This is a genomic window from Palleronia caenipelagi, assembly GCF_007004065.1.
Classification (GTDB): Bacteria; Pseudomonadota; Alphaproteobacteria; order Rhodobacterales; family Rhodobacteraceae; genus Palleronia; species Palleronia caenipelagi.
In genome coordinates this window covers 1-22590 of sequence record NZ_VFSV01000035.1, presented here as the reverse complement: position 1 = coordinate 22590, position 22590 = coordinate 1, and the positions used below count along the sequence as shown (strand labels likewise).

At 63.2% G+C, this 22590-nt stretch carries 26 protein-coding genes and 1 pseudogene; 15 read left to right on the top strand and 12 right to left on the bottom strand.

Going from position 1 to position 22590, the window contains the following annotated elements; genetic code table 11:
• Positions 1-2: 2 nt before the first annotated feature.
• Together FEV53_RS15310 and dusB are read right to left on the bottom strand one after the other, a co-directional pair.
• Positions 3-1082 carry a two-component system sensor histidine kinase NtrB gene (locus FEV53_RS15310; RefSeq protein ID WP_142835674.1) on the bottom strand — a complete coding sequence of 360 codons (1080 nt, stop codon included), beginning with the start codon at positions 1080-1082 and terminating at the stop codon, positions 3-5.
• The gene (dusB, locus tag FEV53_RS15305; RefSeq protein ID WP_142835673.1) at positions 1079-2059 is read right to left on the bottom strand and encodes a tRNA dihydrouridine synthase DusB; all 981 of its coding nucleotides are present in this window, start codon (positions 2057-2059) and stop codon (positions 1079-1081) included. The genes FEV53_RS15310 and dusB overlap by 4 nt, the downstream gene beginning before the upstream one ends.
• Positions 2060-2254: 195 nt before the next feature.
• Here dusB and FEV53_RS15300 point away from each other — a divergent pair, with 195 nt between their 5' ends.
• From FEV53_RS15300 to FEV53_RS15290, 3 genes are read left to right on the top strand one after another with little or no spacing between them, the layout of a single operon-like run.
• Positions 2255-3385 carry a bifunctional 2-C-methyl-D-erythritol 4-phosphate cytidylyltransferase/2-C-methyl-D-erythritol 2,4-cyclodiphosphate synthase gene (locus FEV53_RS15300; protein WP_142835672.1) on the top strand — a complete coding sequence of 377 codons (1131 nt, stop codon included), beginning with the start codon at positions 2255-2257 and terminating at the stop codon, positions 3383-3385.
• Positions 3382-3876 (top strand): phosphatidylglycerophosphatase A family protein, encoded by a 495-nt coding sequence (locus FEV53_RS15295; RefSeq protein ID WP_142835671.1) that lies wholly within the window; start codon positions 3382-3384, stop codon positions 3874-3876. The genes FEV53_RS15300 and FEV53_RS15295 overlap by 4 nt, the downstream gene beginning before the upstream one ends.
• Positions 3873-4340 (top strand): CinA family protein, encoded by a 468-nt coding sequence (locus FEV53_RS15290; RefSeq protein ID WP_142835670.1) that lies wholly within the window; start codon positions 3873-3875, stop codon positions 4338-4340. Before FEV53_RS15295 ends, FEV53_RS15290 begins: the two co-directional genes overlap by 4 nt.
• Before the next feature lie 3 nt (positions 4341-4343).
• On the opposite strand, the gene FEV53_RS15285 is transcribed toward FEV53_RS15290, so the two are convergent.
• Positions 4344-4796 carry a type II toxin-antitoxin system RatA family toxin gene (locus FEV53_RS15285; protein WP_142835669.1) on the bottom strand — a complete coding sequence of 151 codons (453 nt, stop codon included), beginning with the start codon at positions 4794-4796 and terminating at the stop codon, positions 4344-4346.
• 68 nt (positions 4797-4864) lie between these two features.
• Between FEV53_RS15285 and hpt the strand changes: the two genes are divergently transcribed.
• The 3 genes from hpt to FEV53_RS15270 all read left to right on the top strand — a co-directional run bounded on the left by hpt (position 4865) and on the right by FEV53_RS15270 (position 6965).
• Complete coding sequence (hpt, locus tag FEV53_RS15280; RefSeq protein ID WP_142835668.1) at positions 4865-5422, top strand: hypoxanthine phosphoribosyltransferase; 558 nt, start codon at positions 4865-4867, stop codon at positions 5420-5422.
• The gene (locus FEV53_RS15275; RefSeq protein WP_142835667.1) at positions 5419-5601 is read left to right on the top strand and encodes a hypothetical protein; all 183 of its coding nucleotides are present in this window, start codon (positions 5419-5421) and stop codon (positions 5599-5601) included. The genes hpt and FEV53_RS15275 overlap by 4 nt, the downstream gene beginning before the upstream one ends.
• A 194-nt stretch (positions 5602-5795) precedes the next feature.
• Complete coding sequence (locus FEV53_RS15270) at positions 5796-6965, top strand: type III PLP-dependent enzyme (RefSeq protein ID WP_142835666.1); 1170 nt, start codon at positions 5796-5798, stop codon at positions 6963-6965.
• A gap of 172 nt (positions 6966-7137) precedes the next feature.
• Here FEV53_RS15270 and rpsI read toward each other — a convergent pair whose 3' ends face one another.
• Both rpsI and rplM read right to left on the bottom strand, forming a co-directional pair.
• Positions 7138-7626 carry a 30S ribosomal protein S9 gene (rpsI, locus tag FEV53_RS15265; RefSeq protein WP_142835665.1) on the bottom strand — a complete coding sequence of 163 codons (489 nt, stop codon included), beginning with the start codon at positions 7624-7626 and terminating at the stop codon, positions 7138-7140.
• A complete protein-coding gene (gene rplM, locus FEV53_RS15260) occupies positions 7626-8090 on the bottom strand; it encodes a 50S ribosomal protein L13 (RefSeq protein WP_142835664.1) in 465 nt (154 codons plus the stop codon). Before rplM ends, rpsI begins: the two co-directional genes overlap by 1 nt.
• A 392-nt stretch (positions 8091-8482) precedes the next feature.
• On the opposite strand from rplM, the gene speD reads away from it, so the two are divergent.
• The gene (gene speD / locus FEV53_RS15255; protein WP_142835663.1) at positions 8483-8974 is read left to right on the top strand and encodes an adenosylmethionine decarboxylase; all 492 of its coding nucleotides are present in this window, start codon (positions 8483-8485) and stop codon (positions 8972-8974) included.
• Positions 8975-9067: 93 nt separating this feature from the next.
• A complete protein-coding gene (gene speE / locus FEV53_RS15250; RefSeq protein ID WP_142835662.1) occupies positions 9068-9925 on the top strand; it encodes a polyamine aminopropyltransferase in 858 nt (285 codons plus the stop codon).
• 70 nt (positions 9926-9995) lie between these two features.
• Here the strand turns inward: speE and alaS are convergent, their stop codons facing one another.
• From alaS to guaB, 4 genes are all read right to left on the bottom strand, one after another.
• Positions 9996-12650: an alanine--tRNA ligase gene (alaS, locus tag FEV53_RS15245; RefSeq protein ID WP_142835661.1), complete on the bottom strand. Its 2655-nt coding sequence runs from the start codon at positions 12648-12650 to the stop codon at positions 9996-9998.
• 87 nt (positions 12651-12737) lie between these two features.
• Positions 12738-13811, bottom strand: a complete 1074-nt coding sequence (gene recA, locus FEV53_RS15240; protein WP_142835660.1) for a recombinase RecA — start codon at positions 13809-13811, stop codon at positions 12738-12740.
• A gap of 138 nt (positions 13812-13949) precedes the next feature.
• Complete coding sequence (locus tag FEV53_RS15235) at positions 13950-15104, bottom strand: RsmB/NOP family class I SAM-dependent RNA methyltransferase (RefSeq protein WP_142835659.1); 1155 nt, start codon at positions 15102-15104, stop codon at positions 13950-13952.
• A 9-nt stretch (positions 15105-15113) separates the two neighbouring features.
• Positions 15114-16562, bottom strand: a complete 1449-nt coding sequence (guaB, locus tag FEV53_RS15230; RefSeq protein ID WP_142835658.1) for an IMP dehydrogenase — start codon at positions 16560-16562, stop codon at positions 15114-15116.
• A gap of 180 nt (positions 16563-16742) precedes the next feature.
• On the opposite strand from guaB, the gene dctP reads away from it, so the two are divergent.
• The 7 genes and pseudogenes from dctP to FEV53_RS15195 all read left to right on the top strand — a co-directional run.
• Positions 16743-17756 (top strand): TRAP transporter substrate-binding protein DctP, encoded by a 1014-nt coding sequence (gene dctP / locus FEV53_RS15225; RefSeq protein ID WP_142835657.1) that lies wholly within the window; start codon positions 16743-16745, stop codon positions 17754-17756.
• 51 nt (positions 17757-17807) lie between these two features.
• Positions 17808-18440, top strand: coding sequence for a TRAP transporter small permease subunit (locus FEV53_RS15220; RefSeq protein WP_142835656.1), 633 nt, complete (start codon positions 17808-17810; stop codon positions 18438-18440).
• Complete coding sequence (locus tag FEV53_RS15215; protein ID WP_142835655.1) at positions 18437-19837, top strand: TRAP transporter large permease; 1401 nt, start codon at positions 18437-18439, stop codon at positions 19835-19837. Before FEV53_RS15220 ends, FEV53_RS15215 begins: the two co-directional genes overlap by 4 nt.
• A 77-nt stretch (positions 19838-19914) precedes the next feature.
• Positions 19915-20388 carry a YbaK/EbsC family protein gene (locus tag FEV53_RS15210; protein WP_142835654.1) on the top strand — a complete coding sequence of 158 codons (474 nt, stop codon included), beginning with the start codon at positions 19915-19917 and terminating at the stop codon, positions 20386-20388.
• A 91-nt stretch (positions 20389-20479) separates the two neighbouring features.
• Positions 20480-20947 carry an SspB family protein gene (locus FEV53_RS15205; protein WP_142835653.1) on the top strand — a complete coding sequence of 156 codons (468 nt, stop codon included), beginning with the start codon at positions 20480-20482 and terminating at the stop codon, positions 20945-20947.
• A gap of 19 nt (positions 20948-20966) precedes the next feature.
• The gene (locus tag FEV53_RS15200) at positions 20967-21158 is read left to right on the top strand and encodes a DUF4169 family protein (protein ID WP_142835652.1); all 192 of its coding nucleotides are present in this window, start codon (positions 20967-20969) and stop codon (positions 21156-21158) included.
• A pseudogene (locus tag FEV53_RS15195) lies at positions 21155-21355 on the top strand (ribbon-helix-helix domain-containing protein); the annotation flags it as partial. The gene FEV53_RS15200 and the pseudogene FEV53_RS15195, both read left to right, overlap by 4 nt.
• Positions 21356-21795: 440 nt before the next feature.
• On the opposite strand, the gene FEV53_RS22150 reads toward FEV53_RS15195, so the two are convergent.
• The 3 genes from FEV53_RS22150 to FEV53_RS15180 form a co-directional block, all read right to left on the bottom strand.
• On the bottom strand, positions 21796-22017 hold the full coding sequence (locus FEV53_RS22150) for a Hint domain-containing protein (RefSeq protein ID WP_425465495.1): 222 nt from the start codon (positions 22015-22017) through the stop codon (positions 21796-21798).
• A gap of 28 nt (positions 22018-22045) precedes the next feature.
• Positions 22046-22267, bottom strand: coding sequence for an integrase core domain-containing protein (locus tag FEV53_RS22055; RefSeq protein ID WP_342778304.1), 222 nt, complete (start codon positions 22265-22267; stop codon positions 22046-22048).
• Positions 22268-22352: 85 nt separating this feature from the next.
• Positions 22353-22590: integrase core domain-containing protein (locus FEV53_RS15180; RefSeq protein ID WP_142835650.1), on the bottom strand; the 238-nt coding region annotated here is incomplete at its 5' end.

The following is a 22590-nucleotide window of genomic DNA, read 5'->3' as shown; positions in this document are numbered from 1 at the left end:
GGTTACTCCTCAACCCGCAACACTTGCGGCGCCAGCGGGAAGGACAGGCGGATCCGCGTCTCTCCGGGGACCGACGTCACGCCGATCATCCCGTCATGATCACTCATGATCTTCGACACCAGCGCCAGACCCAGCCCGGTGCCGTTTTCCCGTCCCGACACAAAGGGATCGAACGCCTGATCCAGTAGTCCCGGCGCAAAGCCCGGGCCGTCATCGGCAATTTCGATTTGCAGCGGCACGGCAGCGCCGGTCCCATCCACCCGCCGGACCCGCAAGCCGTGATCATAGAAGCTGCGCAGGGTGATGGTCCCTCCCTCCGGCCCGGCAACCTCGGAGGCGTTGCGGATCAGGTTCAGAAAAACTTGCTGGATCTGATCAGGATCGACCCAGGCCAGCGGCAGGGAGGGATCATAATTCTCTGCGAACTGCATATTGGCCGCAAAACCAAAGCCCGCGGTCTTCCGGCTGCGGTCGAGCACATCATGCAGGTTCACCGCCCGGCAGGAGGGCGCGGGCAGGTTTCCGAACTGTCCTACCTGATCGATGAGTGCGGCGATGCGGCGGGTCTCTTCGACGATCAGGTCGGTCAGCTCCCGATCCTCACCCGTCAGGCCCATGGACAAGAGCTGCGCCGCGCCCGCGATACCAGCCAGCGGATTTTTGATCTCATGGCCCAACATCTCGGCCATGCCGACCGCCGACCGCGCCGAAGATCGCGCGGCATCGGCCTGATGTAGCCGCTCGACCAGATGGAGCGGCGTGATCAACAGCAGCAGCATCCCCTCCTGTCCGACCAGCGGTGCCACACGCAGATTGCAGGTCTCGGGCGGACGCCCTTCGGACTTGACCCGGACCCCGTTCATAAAAACCGGGGCCCCGCTCTCGCGGACCCGGGCGAAGACCTCGGTCAAAGGGACTTCAGTCTCAAACCGCCGCTCCAGCCGGTGTCCGCTCAGCGATCTGGACGAGCTGTTCAGCAGCTCCTCAGCCGACGGGTTGATGTCAACAATGCGGCCTTCACCTCCGAGAATCACTGCGGGCAGCGGCAGAGACACCCAGAACTGGTGATCCCGATCACTCACGCGGCCCGCACCTCCGGCTGGAGCGTCGCCCGGATCAGGTCTGCTGTACGGTGGGGATCGCGGCTCGTGAGGATCTCCCGGCGGAGCGGCGCCTCTGGCGCAGCGTGGTCCAGATACCAGCCCAGATGCTTGCGCACGACTCGCATCCCCAGCTCCGGTCCGTAGAACTCACAGGCCGAGTCGAGATGGCCGCAGACCAGATCGGCCAGTGCGGCGCCCTCGGGCACCTCAGGCACCGCCCCAGCGGTCAGAGCGGCAGAGATCTGCGCGGGCAGCCAGGGCCGCCCCTGCGCCCCGCGCCCGATCATCACCCCCGCCGCGCCGGAGGCCGACAACGCTGCACGGGCCGCTTCGGAGGAGGTGATGTCCCCATTGGCGATCACCGGAACAGAGACGGCCTCGACCACTGGCGCGATCGCAGACCAGTCGGCGGAGCCTTTGTAGAACTGGCAGCGCGTGCGGCCATGGATGGTGATCATGCGGATGCCCGCCGCCTCCGCGCGCGCCGCGATTGCCGGCGCGTTCAGGTCGTCATCGTCCCAGCCCAGCCGCATCTTCAGCGTCACCGGAACCGAAACCGCGCCCACCACCGCCTCGATCAGCGACAAGGCATGATCCGGCTCGCGCATCAGGGCCGAGCCGGATAGCCCGCTGGTCACCTTCTTGGCCGGGCAGCCCATGTTGATGTCTATCAGCCGCGCGCCTTCGCCTTCGAGGAGCCGGGCAGCCTCGGCCATCCAGCCGGCCTCGCGCCCGGCAATCTGCACGCCGGTGCGCCCATGATCCAGCCCCAGCACGGCCCGCGCCCGGACGCCCTCGTGACCCTGCACCATCTCCTGACTGGCGACCATCTCGCTGAACATCAGCCCACAGCCAAACCGGTCGACAATCTGGCGAAACGGCAGGTCGGTGATCCCGGCCATGGGCGCGAGGAACACCGGTGTGTCAACGGAGAGATCTGCGATCCGAAAGGCCAAGAGGATACCTGAGATTGTTGCGCGGACTGTCCCGAGCCCTAGCCAAGCGGTCGGGCACAGGCAAACGGGTGAGGCGGCGATTTGCCCCCGCTTTCAGCAGTTGCACAAAAATTAGGCACAGTCACCGGTCAGCTTGCGAAATTTGTGCAGCTATCGTCTACGGACGGCAAGTTATGCAGCGCGGAGGCCGGAGTGATGAGCAATGCAGCGGTGATCGTCGCCGCCGGACGCGGAATGCGGGCGGGCGGAGGTGTGCCAAAGCAATGGCGCGACCTCGGGGGACAGACCGTGGCGGATCGGACCCTCGCCGCGTTTCGAAGCCACCCGCGCATCGACCGCATCGTGGTGGTCTTGTCCGAGGGCGACCTGGACCGCGCCTCCGGTTGGCCTGAGCTGATCGTGGTCACAGGGGGCGCGACCCGGGCGGCTTCGGTGGCTAACGGGCTGAAAGCTCTGGCTGATACCGGCACCCGAAACGTGCTGATCCACGATGTGGCCCGCCCGCTCGTCAGCCCCGAAGTGATCGACCGGGTGCTGGATGCGCTCGACACCCATCCGGGAGCTGCGCCTGCACTCGCGGTCACCGATGCGCTCTGGCGCGGAGATGGGCCGCGCGTGGTGGCTACAGCAGACCGCTCCAACCTCTGGCGCGCCCAGACGCCGCAGGGGTTTCATCTGGACAAGATCCTCGCCGCCCATGAGGTGTCCGACGGAAGCGCCGCCGACGATGTGGAAGTCGCTGTCGCCGCGGGGCTGGACGTTGCCATCGTGGAAGGCGAAGAGAGAAACCTGAAGATCACCACCGCCGCGGATTTCGACCGCGCCGCAAAACTGCTGAGGACCAATATGGATCTGCGTGTCGGAAACGGCTTTGATGTGCACGCCTTTACGGCAGGGGACGCGGTGCGCCTCTGTGGTGTGGATGTGCCCCATGACAAAGCGCTCAAGGGTCACTCGGATGCGGATGTGGGGCTCCACGCCCTCACCGACGCGATTTACGGCGCGCTGGCGGATGGCGATATCGGCCAGCATTTCCCGCCTTCCGACCCGCAATGGAAGGGCGCGGAGAGCGATATTTTCCTGCGCCACGCCGTCTCGCGAGCGACAGTGCGGGGCTATGCCATCGCCAATGCGGACGTGACGCTGATCTGTGAACGACCCAAGGTCGGTCCCCATGCCGAGGCCATGCGACAGACCGTGGCGGGCATCCTCGGGGTGGCGCCGGACAGGGTCTCGGTCAAAGCCACCACGTCGGAACGGCTCGGATTCGCCGGGCGCGAAGAGGGCATCGCGGCCCTGGCCACGGTTGCGCTGGTGGCATCATGATCCTCAGCCGCGCCGTCGCCACCTTCGGCTATGTGGGCCTACTCCGCCCTGCCCCGGGAACCTGGGGCTCCCTCGCGGCCCTGCCCGTCTTCTGGCTCTTGCATGCGCTGGGCGGGCCCGTGCTGGTCCTCCTTGCCATCGCGCTGGTCACAGGGATCGGCCTGTGGTCGATCCGGCTTGAGGGTGCCCGCACCGGGGTTAAAGATGCCTCGGAGATTGTGATCGATGAAGTGGCGGGCCAGTGGATCGCACTCCTGCCCGTCAGCCTCGGCGCGGCCCATGTGAGCATGGAGATCACCGCGCTCTGGCCGGGCTGGATCGCAGCTTTCGTGCTGTTCCGCGCCTTCGACATCCGCAAGCCCGGCCCCGTCGGCTGGGCCGACCGGCGGCCGGGTGCACTCGGGGTCATGCTCGACGATCTGATTGCGGGGGTGTTTGCCGGGATCGGCGTGGTGATCCTCGCCTTTATTGCCCATCAGGTGCTGGTGTGAGCCTAGCCGCCGATCTCCTGCGCCTTGCCCGCGAGCGGGGCGCGGTGATCGCGACGGCGGAGAGCTGCACGGCGGGCCTGATCGCCGCCGCGATCACCGACCCGCCCGGCAGTTCGGAGATCTTCGACCGGGGATTCGTCACCTACTCGAACGCGGCCAAGGAAGAGATGTTGGGCGTCTCGCCCGAGACGCTGGCAGCCCATGGCGCCGTCTCCGAAGAGGTGGCGCGCGAGATGGCCGCCGGAGCGCTGGCGAATTCCCGTGCGACCCTCGCCGTGGCCGTCACCGGGATCGCCGGGCCAGGTCCGTCCGAGCATAAACCCGAAGGGCGGGTCTGCTTTGCGATCGCAGATGCGACGGGCGCGCGGTCGGAGATGCAGGACTTCGGCCCAATCGGTCGCGATCATGTCCGACGAGCCACCCGTGAGCACGCGCTGGCGCTGTTGATCGACGCTCTTGGCTGACGGTCAGGCGGTTCCGTACTGCTTGGCTGCCTGCGACTCGAAAGCCCGGACAATCTGCTGCATGGCAGCGGTAAAGAACATCTGCGCCGCAGCCCCGAGGATGGGATTCCGAAACTCGAAATCGACTTCGAAATGCACTTCGACGCCATCTTGGGCGAGATCTCGGAACCGCCAGATGGAATTGAGATATTTGAATGGTCCGTCGAGATAAGACGTGTCGATCTGGTCCCGACCCGGATGGAGCAGCACGCGGGATTTAAACTTTTCGCGGAACACCTGAAAAGACACCACGAGGTCGGCAATGACGATCTCACCCTCCGGCGTCTGCTCCCGCGAGGCCACCCGCGCAGCCGCAGTCCAGGGCAGGAACTCCGGATAGCGCTCCACCTCTGCGACCAGATCAAACATCTGATCTGCGGTATAGGGTAACTTGCGCGTTTCGCTGTGCTTCGGCATATCTCGTCCCGGATCCTGCTTGGCCCGAGGGTTTCAACTGGTTCGCACATGAAATCAAGGGCAGAGCGATGTCAAAAAATGATCCGATCCCGAATTACACCATCGAAGAGATGATCTCGGCCAAGTCCATCGCGGCGCGGATCGAGGCCCTTGCCCGCGAGATCGAGGAGCGGTTTGCCGACACCGAAAAGCTGGTTGTCGTCGGGCTTCTGCGCGGCTCCTTCGTCTTCATTGCCGATCTGGCCCGGGAGTTGCGCCTGCCGGTGGAGATCGATTTCCTCGAAGCGTCCTCATACGGCAACGCTATGACGTCGAGCCGCGAGGTCCGGTTGCTCAAGGACCTGTCATCGGAGATTTCTGGCCGCGACGTGCTGGTGGTCGAGGATATCGTTGACACCGGCCGGACCCTGAAAAGCGTTCTTGGCCTGCTGCAGAGTCGCAAACCCGCACGGCTGGAGACCATCGCGCTGCTGGACAAGCCGTCGCGGCGCGAAGTCGACATCACCGCAACATGGATCGGATTCGAAATCCCTGACGCGTTCGTGGTGGGCTATGGCATCGACTACGCTCAGCGCGACCGAAACCTGCCCTTCATTGGCAAGGTGCGCATTGAGGGTGACGCATGAACATGCTGACCTGGCTGGTCCGCGCCAAGCGTTGGGCACAGCGTCCGCCGTCGGAGAAGCGGGTCAAATTCGTGCTCGCCATCATCGCGGGCTGCATTCTGCTTTTCCTGATCGAGCGTTACTTTGGTTGGCCCGACGCGCTGACGCCAAACCGGATCGGGCGCAGTCCAAAACTCTGAGGCCATGCCGCGGCAAATCTCCGCCAATTCGTCAGACCTCTCGGAAAAAGCTTGCAATATGACAGGCCGGGCCCCATATCGCCCCGCAAGACGCCAACGCACGCGCCTCTGGTCGCCGGACCCGATCCGCCTCATGTAGCGACGGTAACGTCTCCCGTGAAACTTCGGGGCAAGAGCCCCCGGTCTTATTGGAGATGGCCTTGATCCATACCGCCCGCGACGTCGTCGCACCCGACTATTCGCCGAAACTCGAAACGGTTCTGCAGACCGCGGAATTCGACCGCCCGACCCTTGTGGTTGACACGGATATCGTGGCCGAGAACTTCCGCGCGCTCAAGCGTGGTCTGGGCGACGCGGCCGTACATTACGCGGTCAAGGCGAACCCCCACCCCGAGATCATCGCGCGCCTCCATGCCGAGGGCTGCGGGTTTGACGCGGCCTCGCGCGGAGAAATCGAGCTGTGCCTGGCCCAGGGTATCCGTCCCCGGAACATCTCCTTTGGCAACACGATCAAGCGCGAACGCGACATTGCCTTTGCCCATCAGGCCGGAATCACGCTTTTCGCCGCCGATGCCGAGGAAGAGCTGCACAAGATCGCCGGCGCTGCCCCCGGCGCCCGTGTGTACATCCGTGTCATCGTCGAGCCGAATGGTGCCGACTGGCCACTGACGCGCAAATTCGGCTGCGCCGCCGAGCGTGTGCAGCCGCTGATGCAACTGGCGCTCGATCTCGGGCTGGAGCCCGTTGGCCTGTCCTTCCATGTGGGTTCACAAACCCGCTACGCCCATATGTGGTCGGACACGCTGGCTCAGGTGGCGCGGATCTGGCACGACGCGTGCGATGCTGGATTCGACCTGACACTGCTGAATATCGGCGGTGGTTTCCCGGGCTACTATGGCGACGAGATCGACGGGGCGGAGCCCTACGCCGCTGACGTGATGGCTCAGGTCCGCGCGCTGTTCGGGCCGGAACCGCAGATCATGGCCGAGCCGGGGCGCAGCCTTGTAGCCAATGCGGGTGCCATCGCCGCCGAGGTGCTGCTGGTCAGCCGCAAATCCGACACCGACCTGCACCGCTGGGTCTATCTCGACATTGGCCGCTTCTCCGGTCTCGCCGAGACCGAGGGCGAAGCGATCCGCTACCAGTTCGAGACACCCCATGACGGCGAAGAGACCGGCCCTTGCATCCTCGCAGGTCCCTCCTGCGACTCGGTGGACGTGCTCTACGAGAAACGCCCCATGCCCCTGCCCCTGAGCCTCGCCGCCGGGGACCGGGTGATCATCCGGGGCTGCGGCGCCTACACCTCGACCTATTCGAGCGTCGGCTTCAACGGATTTCCGCCGCTGGATGTGCGGGTGATCTGATCCGGCCCTGCCGCCTTTAAACATACAAAAAATTTCCCCGCAGGCAGACGCACCCCACGATTGCCTGTGGCGGTTGTGCGCGGAAGCCGCGCGATTTCGGTCGGTCAGGCAGAACCAAAAGAAAACGGCCCACCGAAAGGCGGGCCGTTTCTGTATCTCGGACTGACGACGATCAGCGCTTGGAGAACTGGAAGCTCCGGCGGGCCTTGGCCTTACCGTATTTCTTCCGCTCAACCACGCGGCTATCGCGGGTCAGGAAGCCAGCGGCTTTCAGAGCCGCGCGCAGGCTCGGATCGTAGAGCTGCAGAGCCTTGGACACGCCGTGCTTGACCGCACCGGCCTGACCGGAGAGACCGCCGCCCTTGACGGTGGCCATCACGTCGAACTGACCTTCGACATTGGCAACCTGGAAGGGCTGCTTGAGGATCATCTGCAGCACCGGACGGGCGAAATAGACGTTCACATCTTTGCCGTTCACGGTGACCTTGCCGGAGCCCGGCTTGATCCAGACACGGGCAACGGCGTCCTTCCGCTTGCCGGTGGCGTAGGAACGACCCAGCTCGTCACGGACGGGCTCGCGCGGCGTTTCCGACTCGAGCTCGGCGGAGGTGCCAGCAACGGCGGCGTTCAGCTCTTCGAGCGAATTCACTTGCTCAGCCATTAGTAAGCCTCCCGCGTATTCTTGGTGTTCATGGACTTCACGTCCAGCACTTCGGGCTTCTGGGCGTCATGGGGGTGCTCAGCGCCGGCATAGACGCGCAGGTTGCGCATCTGCTCACGCGAGAGCGGGCCGCCAGGCAGCATCCGCTTGACTGCCTGCATCACCACGCGCTCGGGGTGGGCCCCTTCGAGGATCTGCTGGGTGGTGCGGGACTTAATGCCACCGGGGTGGCCGGTGTGCCAATAATGCGGCTTCTGACGCTTGTTGCCGGTCAGCTGCACCTTGTCGGCATTAATAACGATCACGTTGTCGCCCATGTCCATGGACGGAGTGAAGGTCGGCTTATGCTTGCCGCGCAGGCGCTTGGCGATGATCGAAGCAAGACGGCCCAGAACGACACCCTCGGCGTCGATCAGGATCCAGGACTTCTCGATATCCGCCGGTTTAGCGGTGTAAGTCTTCATTTCGGTTCCTGTCTGTCTGTCAGGACAGCGCGCGCCGCCCCGTGAAATCAGATGACGGACTTCTAACGATTGCGCTGGTGCTGTCAATGCGCAGAGATCGGATATTATGAAGCAATATCATACGGTTAAAATTACGGTATAATAATACCCCAATTTGTGATGCTGCAGATCCGGAACTGTGATGCTGCAGATCCGGAACTGTGGAGCCTTGGCACGTTCCTTCGGCGTTTCTCTGCTGATCGCAGATTCCTGCAAGAAATCTCTTGCTTTGACCGAACCGCATCCTTAGGTGCGGTGGGACGACGGGGACGATCCCAACCTCGGGCAGGGAACTGGCTGGGGGGGCGCTAAGGACCCACCACATCAATCTACTGGCTGAAAGGGGAGTTCCCATGGACGGAACCAACCTCTTCCAACTGGGGATCGGTCTGGAGACAGGCGCCCAAGCGGAAGACACCATCGCCCGCGATGTATTTGACGATACACGCGACGACCACTTTATCCGGGACGACGAAGGCCGCGTATTTGCAGGCCGTCACCTTATTATTGAGGTGGTGAATGGTGAAGGGCTCGATGACGAGCACCGGATCCAGCAAGCGTTCCGCGACTGCGTGGAGACCTGCGGCGCGACCCTGCTGCACATCCACACACACAAGTTCTCGCCCCAGGGCGTGTCCGGCGTGGCCGTGCTGGCCGAGAGCCATATCAGCGTCCACACCTGGCCCGAGATCGGCTATGGTGCCTTTGACGTGTTCATGTGCGGCGATGCCAAGCCGTGGCTGGCTGTTGATGTGCTGCGCGACGCCTTCAATGCCGGTGATGTCCGGGTGAAGGAACTCCTGCGCGGTGAAGAGGTCGTGCCCGCTGCGCTGAACGCGGCCTGAGCCAAGTCAGATCTTACGCGCGAAAAGGGTGGAACTCTCCACCCTTTTTTTGTTTGTGCCCCCCGAAGACGAAAACAGAACGGAGGAAGCCCGATGGCGGACATGACCGGATGGAGTGTCGAAGCCCTGCACCACGACCTGCGACAAGCACTGCGTCAGGATCAGGTGCTTTATGACAGCCAGAGCGACCACCAGCGGATCGTAGTATTCGAGAACGAGACCTTTGGCCGGGTGCTGACTCTGGACGGCGTGGTGCAGGTCACGGAGCGCGATAACTTTATCTATCACGAGATGCTGACCCATGTGCCGGTTCTGGCCCATGGTGCGGTCCGCCGGGTGCTGATCATCGGCGGTGGCGATGGCGGCATGGCCCGAGCCGCCCTGCGCCACGATGTCGAGCAAGTGACCATGGTCGAGATTGACGCAGGCGTGGTCGAATTTTCACGAAAATTCCTCCCCGGAATCTCGGGCGATGCCTTTGACGACCCCCGGCTCGACCTGCAAATCGCAGACGGTGCGGATTTCATGCGCGAGACGGATGGCGGGTATGACGTCATCATCGTCGATTCGACAGATCCAATCGGCCCGGGTGAAGTGCTTTTCACCGACCATTTCTACGGCCACGCCAAGAAGGCACTGACTGACGGAGGCATTCTCGTCACCCAGAACGGTGTCCCCTTTATGCAGGGAGGTGAGTTGACCGGCACCATGCGGGCGTTTCAATCGCTGTTCAACGACGCTTACGCCTATGTGGCCCCGGTGCCGACCTACCAGGGGGGCTTTATGTCCTTTGGCTGGGGTACGGATAGCGATGCGCGAAACGTCCCTCTTGATGTGCTCGAACAACGGTTCAGGACAGCCGGGCTTGAGACCGACTATTACACCCCAGAGGTGCACAAGGCCGCCTTCGCCCTGCCTGGTTATATCCGCAGACTGATCCCGGGAACCTGATCGCCCGGCGGAGCAGAATAAAAATAAGGGCGGCCCCGGGCCGCCCTTTCCGTTTCACTCGCCGGGCGTTCTAGCCAGCGATGATCGCTTCGGCGGCGGCGATGGCGGCCTCGGCATTGTCCACCGATTTCGCCCCGCCCTGCGCCATATCCGGGCGACCACCGCCGCCCTTACCGCCGAGTTCGACCACGGCGGCCTTGACGAGATCGACCGCAGACAGCTTGTCGGTGAGATCCGCCGTGATGCCCGCAGCCACCGCCGCCTTGCCGCCCGTATCCGCGATCAGAAGAACGACCGCTGTGCCCAGACGCTCTTTCTGCGCATCGATCAGCGCGGGCAGATCCTTGCCGGTGACACCCGAGAGCACCTGCGCAACAAACGGAACACCGCTCACATCCTTCGCCTCAGCACCACCGCCCGAGCCACCGCCCATGGCCAGATCGCGCCGCAACTGGGCGATCTCGGCTTCCATGCGACGCCGGTCGTCCGACAACTGCCGGACGCGGTCAACCAGATCAGAGGGTGACGCCTTCAGCACTGCAGCCGTCTCGGCAAGAACCCTGCCCTGCCCGGCTAGATGATCGAGCGCCGCCGCCCCGGTCAGCGCCTCAACCCGGCGCACGCCCGAAGATGACGCCGCGTCGGAGGTCAGCACACAAAGCCCGATCTCCCCGGTCCGCCCGACATGGGTGCCGCCGCAAAGCTCGACCGACCAGGTCTCGCCATCCGATCCCTTGCCGGTCGCGGCCTGCCCCATGGACACGACGCGCACCTCGTCGCCGTATTTCTCACCGAACAGCGCCTGCGCACCCAGCTTCCGGGCGGTATCCGGATCCATGATCCGGGTCGTCACCGCGCTGTTCTGCCGAATGAAATGGTTGATCCGCTCCTGCGTCGCAGCCATCTCCCCGGCGGTCAGCGCCTTGTTGTGGGAAAAATCGAATCGCAGCCGGTCCGCGTCATTCAGAGATCCCCGCTGCGCCACATGGTCACCCAGAACCTCGCGCAGCGCTTCGTTCAGGAGATGCGTCGCGGAGTGATTCGCCCGGATCCGATCGCGACGCTCCGGATCGACCGCCAATCGAACCGCGTCACCTGCCTTGAGCGTCCCTGAAACGACCTCGCCCACATGAATGAAGACCCCGGCGATCTTCTTCGTGTCACGAACCTGCACCCGGGCGCTATCGCTCTCGATGATACCGGAATCGCCAACTTGCCCGCCCGACTCGGCATAAAAGGGCGTCTGATTCACCACGATCTGCACATTGGCGCCCTCGGCCGCGTCGGACACCCGCGCGCCGCCTGACACCAGAGCCAAGACCGACCCCTCGGCGGTCAACTCATCGTAACCGAGGAACTCGGTCATGCCGTGAGCATCCGCCAGTTCGAACCAGATCGCTGAATTCGCCTGCTCGCCGGACCCGACCCAGGACGCGCGCGCCTGCGCCTTCTGCGCTTCCATCGCGCTGTCGAACCCCTGGGTGTTCACACCACGACCCCGCTCGCGGAGCGCGTCCTGAGTGAGATCGAGGGGAAAGCCGAACGTATCATACAGCTTGAACGCGGTCTCACCCGGCAGGTCATGCCCCTCGGGCAGATACGACAATTCATCGTCGAGCAGTTTCAGACCCCGCTCCAGCGTCTGGCGGAAGCGCGCTTCTTCGGTCTCCAGCGTATCTTCAATCACCCGCTGAGCCTGAGACAGTTCCGGATACGCCTGTCCCATCTGCGCGACGAGCTCGGGCACCAGCTTGTGCATCACTGGATCCTTCGCCCCCAGCAGGTGAGCATGGCGCATCGCACGCCGCATGATCCGTCGCAGCACGTATCCTCGCCCCTCGTTCGAGGGCAGCACCCCATCGGCGATCAAGAAGGACGTGGACCGCAGATGGTCAGCGATTACCCGGTGATGAACATTGCCCGGGCCATCCGGCGCCGTATTGGTGAACGAGGCCGAACTTTCGATCAGCGCGCGGAAGAGGTCGGTGTCATAATTGTCATGCTTGCCCTGCAACAGCGCGCCAATCCGCTCCAGCCCCATGCCGGTATCGATGGATTGGGCGTCGAGATCCCGGCGGCTGCCATCCTCGAACTGCTCATATTGCATGAAGACGAGGTTCCAGATCTCGATAAAACGGTCACCGTCTTCTTCCGGGCTACCCGGAGGTCCACCCCAGACCTCTGGGCCGTGATCGTAGAAAATCTCGGTGCAGGGACCACAGGGGCCTGTCGGGCCGGCGGACCAGAAATTGTCATCCGTGGCGATGCGGATGATCCGCTCATCCGGCAGCCCCGCGACCTTTTTCCAGATCGCCGCCGCCTCGTCATCAGTGTGGTAAATCGTCACCAGCAACCGGCTGGAATCGATACCGAACTCTTTGGTCAGCAAATTCCACGCAAGCGGAATCGCGTCTTCCTTGAAGTAGTCGCCAAAGGAAAAATTTCCCAGCATTTCAAAGAAGGTATGGTGGCGGGCCGTGTAGCCGACATTGTCGAGGTCGTTGTGTTTGCCGCCCGCGCGCACGCATTTCTGTGCTGTGGCCGCGCGGGTGTAGTCCCGGGTCTCGACGCCGGTGAAGAGGTTCTTGAACTGAACCATCCCCGCAGCGGTGAACATCAGAGTCGGATCGTTCCGAGGCACAAGAGAAGAGGAGGGAACGACCGAGTGGTCGTTCTTACCGTAATAGTCCAGAAAGGTGGACCGGATGTCGTTCAAAGAGGGCATGGACAGGTCAGCTTTTCACAGGATCAGGATCCTGACTGACTTATCCCCGCCCGCCCTGCGCAGCAAGTAGAGAGGCGCCGCAGCACTTTAATCGTCCAGCACCTCGGCGTCGCCGGATTCCGAAACCCCCTCGAAACTCAGACCATGGCTCGCGCGAATCTTGTCCTCGATCTCCAGCGCCACGGCGGCGTTTTCCTTCAGGAACTTCTTGGCGTTCTCACGCCCCTGACCGATCCGCTCGTCTCCGTAGGAATACCAAGAACCGGATTTCTCGACGACGCCAGCCTTGACGCCCATATCGATCAGCTCGCCGGTCTTGGAGATGCCTTCGCCATACATGATATCAAACTCGACCTGCTTGAAAGGCGGAGCGACCTTATTCTTGACGACTTTCACCTTGGTCTGGTTGCCGACCACCTCGTCGCGATCCTTGATCGCGCCGATCCGGCGGATGTCCAGACGGACAGAGGAGTAGAATTTCAGCGCATTGCCGCCGGTCGTGGTCTCGGGGCTGCCGAACATCACACCGATCTTCATGCGAATCTGGTTGATGAAAATCACCGTACAGCCTGAGCGGTGGATGGAGCCGGTGAGTTTGCGCATGGCCTGGCTCATCAGACGCGCATGGACGCCGACGGAGCTGTCGCCCATATCACCCTCAAGCTCGGATTTCGGCGTGAGCGCGGCAACCGAATCGACCACCACCATGCTGACCGCACCGGAGCGGACGAGCGTGTCGGTGATCTCCAGCGCCTGTTCGCCCGTATCCGGCTGGGAAATCAGCAGCTCATCGAGATCGACGCCCAGCTTTCTGGCATATTGGGGGTCGAGCGCGTGTTCGGCATCCACAAACGCGCAGACGCCGCCCTTCTTCTGTTCCTCGGCGATGCAATGCAGGGTCAGTGTCGTCTTGCCCGAGCTTTCAGGCCCGTAAATCTCGACAATCCGTCCCTTCGGGATGCCACCGATACCGAGCGCAATGTCGAGCCCCAGCGAACCTGTCGAGGTTGCCTCGATTTCCTGAATGGGGTTGTCGCCCCCGAGCTTCATGATCGAGCCCTTGCCAAAATTGCGCTCGATCTGGGCCAGTGCCGAATCGAGGGCTTTTTGCTTATCCGCGCTGCGCTTGTCCGCCATGTCGAGTATATTCGCCGTAGCCATGAGTTTTGCCCTTATTCCATCTTCGCCCATCGGCGGCAATGACTGCTTTGTTCGCCTCCCGTTCTTATGGGGGCAAAAAGAGAACATTGCAAGTCCGTGCAGATTGCACCGGGGAGATTAAGGGCGCGTGAAAAGGTTTCAGAGCTTTTTCAGCACCGCGCAGAAAAATCCGTCGCCGCCGTCGAGCGGGGTGAAGCGTCGCTCAACAACCGGTTGCGCGTCATGCGACCCAAGGAACCGCGCAACCTGATCGCCATTCTCTGCGTCCAGCAGCGAACATGTGGCGTAGGCGAGGTGGCCGCCGGGACGCACCCGCGCCCAAGCATCGCCGAGAATCCGGGATTGCAGGTCAGCGAGTTGATCGAGGCGCTCCGGCATGAAGCGGATCTTACCCTCGGGCGCGCGCCGCCACGCGCCACTCCCGGAGCAGGGCACATCGGTCAGGACGAGGTCATAGGCGACTTCGAGCGCGCTGGTTTGCCGCAGATCCACCCGGACCCCGGCACGGATTGCGCGCTCGGGGAGGTCCGCGAGCCGTTTCGGATCCGCGTCATGGGCGTGGTAGGTGGCGTCGTGACGGGCGGCCATGGCGAGGGTCTTGCCCCCGCCACCCGCGCAGTAGTCGAGCACCATCTGCGCGCCACTAAGCGGCAGCAGGTCCACGATCGCCTGCGATGCGGCGTCTTGCAGTTCAATGGTCCCGTCACGGTACGCTTGGGTCGATTGCAGGCGGCGCGGGTTGGAGGTGATGTCCAGCGCTGTGTCGCACAGGGCCGCGGGTTGGCTGGCAATGTCCTCGGCGGCGAGCGCCTCCCGTGCCTCATCGCGGCTCATCCGGCGGGTGTTCACGCGGACATGGACGGGCGCGCGGTGGCGCAGGGCCTCCAGCACCGCATCACAGTCATCCCCAAGGCTCTGCCGGAGCTGCGGCAGGAGCCAGTCCGGCGCATCGAATCGGTCGGAACCTTCAGGTTCGTCCCCGGCAAGGATCTCGGCGTCAGTCAGCGGCGCCGGAGCGTAGCGAGCGCCCGTGAAGATCGCATCAAGGTCGCCGCCGGTCTCGCGCAGATAGCCGATCATCCGCGCCCGACCGCTCAGATTGCCCCCCCGCACAGCACTGGACCACCAGCGGCGCAGGATGTCGAAGACCAGATCCCGCACCGCTGCGCGGTCCTTGGAGCCTGCGTGCCGCGCGCTGCGCGCCCAGCGGGTCAGGGACCGCTCGGCAGGAGCGCCGCCGACGATCTCGTCGAGAATCTCGATGGCGGTCTGGATCCGCGCGGCGGGGGTCATGGCCGGGCCTCAGCCCATCCGGTAATTGGGAGCTTCCCGCATGATCTGCACGTCGTGGACATGGCTTTCCTTCAGCCCCGCGCCGGTGATCCGGACAAAGGAGCAGTTGGATCGCATCTCTTCGACCGTCGCGCAGCCCGTATAGCCCATGGCCGCCCTGAGGCCGCCGACGAGCTGGTGGATCACCGTACCAGCAGCGCCTTTATAGGGCACCTGGCCCTCAATCCCTTCGGGGACGAGCTTGTCCGTCGCGGCGTCTTTCTGGAAATAGCGATCCGCCGAGCCCCGCGCCATGGCGCCGAGCGAGCCCATGCCACGATAGGCTTTAAAGGAGCGGCCCTGATAGAGGATCACCTCACCGGGGCTCTCATCGGTCCCGGCCAGCATGGAGCCGACCATGGCGCAGGACGCCCCGGCGGCGATGGCCTTGGCGAAATCGCCGGAAAACTTGATGCCACCGTCTGCAATCACCGGCACATCCCCGGCGGCGCGCGCCGAATCCATGATCGCAGTGAGCTGTGGCACCCCGACCCCGGCGATCATCCGCGTGGTGCAGATGGAGCCCGGGCCGATCCCGACCTTCACCGCATCCGCGCCCGCGTCGATCAGCGCGCGGGTCGCCTCGGCGGTGGCGACGTTGCCGGCGATCACCTGGACGTTGGACGAAATGGATTTCACCCGTGTGACGGCCTCGGCGACGCTGGCCGAGTGGCCATGGGCCGTATCGATCACAATCACGTCCACACCCGCATCGACCAGCGCCTGCGAGCGCTCGTAGCCAGCATCGCCAACGGTCGAGGCGGCGGCCACACGCAGACGGCCAAACTCGTCCTTACACGCGGCCGGGTTCAGCACCGCCTCGGAGCTGTCCTTTAAAGTCAGGAGACCGGTAAGCTTGCCCTCGGTGTTGATCACCAACAGCTTTTCGATCCGGCGCTCATGCATGAGGCCGCGCGCCTCTTCGAGATCAGCGGGCTCGGGGAGCATCGCCAGATCCTCACTGGTCATCATCTCGGCAACCGGCGTCCGGTCTTCGGTGGCAAAGCGCATGTCGCGGTTGGTCAGGATCCCCACGACGCGGTTGTCTCCGTCCACGACGGGGAAGCCAGTCACGCGGTACTGCTCCTGCAACTGCTTGGCATCGCCAAGGGTCTGCTCGGGCCGCAGGGTGATGGGGTTATAGACGACCCCGCTGACGAAGCGCTTGACCCGGCGCACCTCTTCGGCCTGCTCGGTCAGGCTCAGATTGCGGTGGATCACACCCATCCCGCCCGCCTGCGCCATGGCGATCGCCATGCGCGCCTCGGTAACCGTGTCCATGGCCGAGCTGAGCAGGGGAATGTTCAGAGTGATCTCCCGCGTCGCCCGGGTGCGCGTGTCGGCCGTGGATGGCAGAACGCTGGACGCGGCAGGTTGCAACAAAACATCGTCGAAGGTGAGCGCCTCGCGAATCTCCATGGGGGTCTCCTTGGGAGCTTTCGTTGGCACGGCCCTATCTCACGCGAGGCGGCAGAAGGGAAGACCCCTGCCCGCTCCCCGCGACAGATTTTTCCTTGCACATGCGGCTTATGTCATTTTTCATGGCGCGCACAAAAAGAGGTCCGGGGAGGGTTTGCCGGGCCAACAGGGAGAAACATCATGAAGACCGTTTACGCACGGGTGGTTGCCGCCGCCCTGATCAGTTCCGTTGCGACCGGCGCCTTGGCCACCGAGTGGAACGCCTCCACCTGGGGCAAGCGCCGCGCCTTTACGGAAAATCTCGAAAAGCTTGCCGAGCTGGTCGCCGAGAAAACCAATGGCGAGTTCACCATCAACATCTCCTATGGCGGGCTGTCGAAGAACACCGAAAACCTTGACGGGATCTCCATTGGTGCCTTTGAAATCGCCCAGTTCTGCGCGGGCTATCATGCCGACAAGAACCGCGCGATCACCGTGCTGGAGCTGCCCTTCCTCGGCGTCGAGACGCTGGAGCAGGAAGTCGCCGTGTCCAATGCCGTCTACAGCCACCCCGCCGTGGCCGAGGAAATGGCCCAGTGGAACGCAAAAATGCTGATGACCTCGCCCATGCCCCAGTACAATCTGGTGGGCACCGGCGATGCGCGCAGCTCGCTCGACAGCTTTGACGGGATGCGGGTTCGCGCCACGGGCGGCCTGGGTGAAGCCTTTGCCGCCGTGGGCGCCGTGCCCACCAGCGTGACCTCCTCCGAAGCCTATCAGGCGATGGAATCCGGCGTTGTCGATACGGTGGCCTTTGCCCCGCACGCGCATCTGTCCTTTGGCACGATCAACGAGGCCGACTGGTGGACGGCGAACCTGAACCCCGGCACGGTGAATTGCCCGGTCGTGGTCAATATCGACGCCTACGAATCCTTGACCGATGCCGAGCGCGAGGCGCTGGACAGTTCCGTCCCCGAAGCCATCGAGTTCTACGTGGCGAATTACGGTGAGCTGTTGCAGCGCTGGGACAGCGTGCTGGCCGAAAAGGAGGTCGAAAAAGTAATGATCTCCGAGGATGAGCTGGCCCGCTTTGCCGAGGTCGCCGGTCCCATTCACACCCAGTGGATCGAGGAGAACAGTGCCCGCGGCCTGCCCGCGCAGGAACTCTTTGACCTCGTGGGCGCGACCCTTGAGGCCGCCAAATCCGGCAACTGAGCCAATCGGGGCGGCCCCTTCGGCCGTCCCTCCCCCTGACAGGAGAGCCCCATGGCCGGAGCCGCGTCCGTTCTCGACGATGACAGCCTGATCTCGCGTGTCGACCTGCGGCTGGAGCGTCTGGAACGCGTCTTTGCCCTGATCTCGGGCATCTCCGTATTCCTGTTGATGGTGCTGGCCGTGGTCTCCGTCACGGGACGCCACTTCTTCAACAGCCCTCTGCCCGGCTATGTGGACTGGATCGAGATGGCGATGCCGTTCATCGCGTTCCTCGGCGTTTCCTACGTGCAACGCGTGGGGGGTCACATCCGGATGGACATGGTGATCGGCGTGCTGAAGGGCCGCGCGCTCTGGGTCGCCGAGTGGCTGACGACCTTTGCGACGCTCCTGCTGATCGTGCTGCTGATCTGGGGCACGTGGGCCCATTTCGACCGCAGCTTTGACTTCACCGCCCCGAACTGGAGCCGCGATTCGACCATTGATATCGGCCTGCCGCTCTGGCCCGCCAAGTTCGTCGTGCCGGTGGCGTTTTTCGTGCTCGCCCTGAGGCTGGCTCTGCAACTCTGGGGCTTTGGCCGTGCATTTCTGCGCGGTGACACTCACCCGGTCGCGATCCCGCTGATCCTCTCTGCCGCCGAGATCGCCATGGCCGAAGCCGAAGCCCTCGAAGGAGACGAAAAATGACCTCCATCGAGATCGGCCTCTGGGTCACGGGCGGGCTGCTGGTGCTCGTCGTGCTGGGCATGCGTGTGGGCTTTGCGGCCGCACTGGCGGGTCTGGTGGGCCTGATCTGGATCTTCTGGGACAAGAAAGGCTACGACCCCGAACAACTGGTCTGGGCCGTCACCGTTGCGGTCAAGACCGCCGGTCAGGTCCCCCATGGCAAGGTCTCCTCGCAGGCCCTGTCCCTGATCCCGACCTTCATCCTCATCGGCTACCTCGCCTACCACGCGGGCCTGACCCGCGCGCTGTTCGAGGCCGCGAAACGCTGGATCGCATGGCTGCCGGGCGGGCTCGCCGTCTCCACCGTCTTTGCCACGGCGGGCTTTGCCGCCGTCTCCGGCGCCTCGGTCGCCACCGCTGCGGTCTTCGCCCGCATCGCCATCCCGGAAATGCTTGCGGTCGGCTATGACAAGCGCTTCGCCGCCGGAGTGGTCGCCGCCGGGGGGACGCTGGCCTCCCTGATCCCGCCCTCCGCGATCCTTGTGATCTACGCAATAATTGTCGAACAGGACGTGGGTAAACTTCTGCTGGCGGGTTTCATTCCCGGCGTTGTCTCGGCCCTGATCTATGCCGGGCTGATCGTCGGGCTGGCCTTGACCCTCAAGAATTTCGGTCCGCCCGTCACGGGCTTCACATGGCGCCAGCGCTTTGCGTCCCTGCCCCCAGCGCTGCCGATCTTCGCTGTGGTGATCATCATCATCTTCTTCGTCTACAACCCGTTCGGCGGCGATGCCTGGGGCACACCCACCGAAGGCGGCGCCATCGGCGCGTTTATTGTCTTTCTGATGGCGCTCTGGCGGGGCATGCGCTGGCGCGAATTGCGCGACGCCCTCATCGAGACCGCCAAACTCAGCGTGATGATCTTTACCATTATCTGGGGGGTGCTCGTTTATGTGCGCTTCCTGGGCTTTGCTGACCTTCCGGGCGCCTTCGCCGACTGGATCACCGCGCTGGAACAACCGCCGATGATGACGCTGATCATGATCCTGCTGGCCTATGCGGTACTGGGGATGTTCATGGATGCCATCGGGATGCTGCTCCTGACCCTGCCCGTTGTCTACCCCGCAGTCATGGCCCTGAACGGCGGCGAGACAGTCGCAGCAGCAGACGCAGCGTTTGGCATGAGCGGTCCCATGTGCGCGATCTGGTTCGGGATCCTCGTAGTCAAGATGGCCGAGTTCTGCCTCATTACGCCCCCCATCGGCCTCAACTGCTTCGTCGTCGCGGGCGTCCGGCCAGAGCTGTCTGTGCAGGACGTGTTCCGGGGCGTGACACCGTTCTTCATCGCCGATGCGGTGACCATCGCAGTGCTCGTAGCCTTCCCCGCGATCGTTCTCTGGCTGCCAAGCCTCGCCTGACAGTCCCCGGGAGTTGCAACCGGGCCGACCAGAAGGCACTGTCCAATTTTGCGCCGCAAAATTTCGCCAGGAGGCCGATGTCACGTTCTGTTACCCGCGTTGCCGAGGCGGCCCGCGCACTGGGGCTGGATGTCTCCATCAAGACGATGCCCAACACCACCCGCAGCGCGGCGGATGCGGCCGAGGCCTGCGACTGCGAGATCGGGCAGATCGTCAAATCGCTCATCTTCGAGGGCACCAGTTCCGGCACGCTGAAGCTCATCCTTATCAGCGGGCGCCATGATCTCGACCTGACCCGCGCTGAGCAAATCTTTGGTGAGCCGCTCCGACGCGCCGATCCAAAACGGGTGCGGGCAGAAACCGGCTTTGCCATCGGGGGCGTCTCTCCCATCGGGCACCTCACACCGCCTGAAACGTGGATGGATGATGCTCTGCTGACCTACCCTGTCGTCTGGGCCGCCGCAGGTGCGCCAAACGCGGTCTTTTCTGCCGACCCGTGCACGCTCGCAGAGGCCACCCGCGCCAGGGTTTTCGTCAACGGATCCGGATAAGCGCTGGCTTCGGATCAGAAGATCCTCCGTCAACCACTTTCATTCCGCCACGAATCTCGTATGGTTATGAAAAATCAAAGATGAACGCCCCATGACCCGCACCATTGACTACGGATCCCTCATGCACACCGCCATGCGCGGCCTCGTGCGCCAGCTTCTTCGGGACGTTCAGCAGAACGGCCTTCCGGGGGATCACCATTTCTTTATCACGTTCAGCAGTATGCACCCTGAGGTGCAAATCGCAGACTGGCTGTCGGATCGCTACCCCGACGAAATGACGGTGGTCATGCAGCACTGGTATGACAACCTTCTGGTGGAGGAGGACGGGTTCTACGTAACGCTGAATTTCGGCGACAGCCCGGAGCCCCTATATATCCCGTTCGAGGCCATCCGGACCTTTGTCGATCCGTCCGTTGAATTCGGCCTGCGCTTCGAACAGCCTCAGGACGATGATGACGAGGATGTTCTGGCGGAAATGCTGGAAATCGACGACGATGAGTCCGATAACGACGGGCCGCGTGAGGCCGAGATCGTCTCGCTCGACAAATTCCGCAAGTGACCTGATCCGAGGCCCAACCATGAGCAAGGTCGTGAATTTGGGGCGGGTACGGAAGGACAAGGAGCGCGCGGCCAGGCGCCGTCAGGCGGATGCCAATTCGGCGCGTTTTGGCGAGACCAAAGCAGACCGTCAGGCGCGACAGACCCGCGAGGTCCGTGCCCGGGAGCAACTCGACGGGCACCGGCGGGATCGGGACGGATCAGATCAGTGAAGGGTCCGCCGCAAAAGCACTCTTTGACCCTCAAAGGGCACCGAACGAGCGTCTCGCTCGAAGCTGAATTCTGGTTGGCCTTTCGCGCGATTGCCGCGCGGCAGGGCCGTCCGCTCAACGATCTGGCCGCTGAAATTGATGCGGCGCGGATGCCAGGCACTGGGTTGGCCTCAGCGCTCCGCGTCTTTGTTCTCAAAGACTTGCAATCGCGCGCCGGGCCCCCATCCGCCGACTCTTCGCGGGATGCGTCTGAAAAAAACGGGACAGATCCCAGCAATGGCGTTTGCTCCCCTGTCGCAACTGCCCGCCCCGAATGATGGGTAAGCTGTGGCGATCCGCCGTACTGCGCCCGTCGCGAAGCGTCTGCTCCAGAACTGCGGGCTGAGACCCGGGCAGGCTGCGCAGGGGGTAGCTACCAAAATGCGGGCTCTCAATCAGCAAACCCTCCGACACCAGCACGTTGTGGCGGCTGAGCAAAAGATGATGATAGGTGACGGGTGTACGACTGACCGTTGCCTCAACGCCCTCAGAGGCAGGAGATGTTTGGCTGCGACCCAAGCCTCCAGAGTGCCGGTAACTGCCGGGTCATGGTACCGTTGAAGAGTATCTTATCCTGCGGAGAAACCAGCAGATCCCGTTAAAGGTATCTCGCTACGAACGCACCCGTCCAGATCCGCACGGAGCATCGGTGGGGGCAGATATACAAATGCCGGGGGCTTAGCCGGGTCGCCCGAACCCGTAGCAGGGGCAGCGCCTCCCCGTCAGCGGTCCGGACCAGATTGCCCACCGCAAGCTCTTCGATAAAGCGGGGACCGGCAGGCGTCAGGATCTGCGTGCCACTGCAAAAACGCGGCGCGATTGTACTGACCCAGCGGAATCTGCTCAGGTTACGCTGCTAAATTGAATGCCTCGTTTGGTGTCCGCATGGCAAGGGCCTGATGCGGGCGTTTGTGGTTGTAGAACTGAATCCAGTCTCCGGTCGCGCGGCTTGCGTAAGCTAGGCTTTCGAAACGTTGACGATGGACGCATTGCTCTTTCAGAGACCGGATCAGGCGCTCCATCATCCCGTTTTGCTGAGGGCAGTGTGGCGTTATGAACTCCTGTTTCAGCCCGTAGCTTTTGACCAGCGTAGGGAGGTGGTCCTTGAAATTCGACCAGTTTGCCGCCGTGCTAAGCTATAGCATTGGTTTCATTTCAGGCGGCAACCTTCAGGTCCGGAGATTGCCTGTCATAGGCCTCGTCCGGCGTCATGATCCCATGTGATGAGTGCGGGCGTCTTTTGTTGTAGTAGCTGATCCAGTCACCGATCCCGTCCCGGGCTTCGGAACCTGTTTCGAAGGCGTTCAAGTAGACGCATTCGTATTTGAGGGATCGCCAGAGCCGCTCGATCATCCGGTTGTCGATCCAGCGGCCCCGGCCATCCATCGAGATT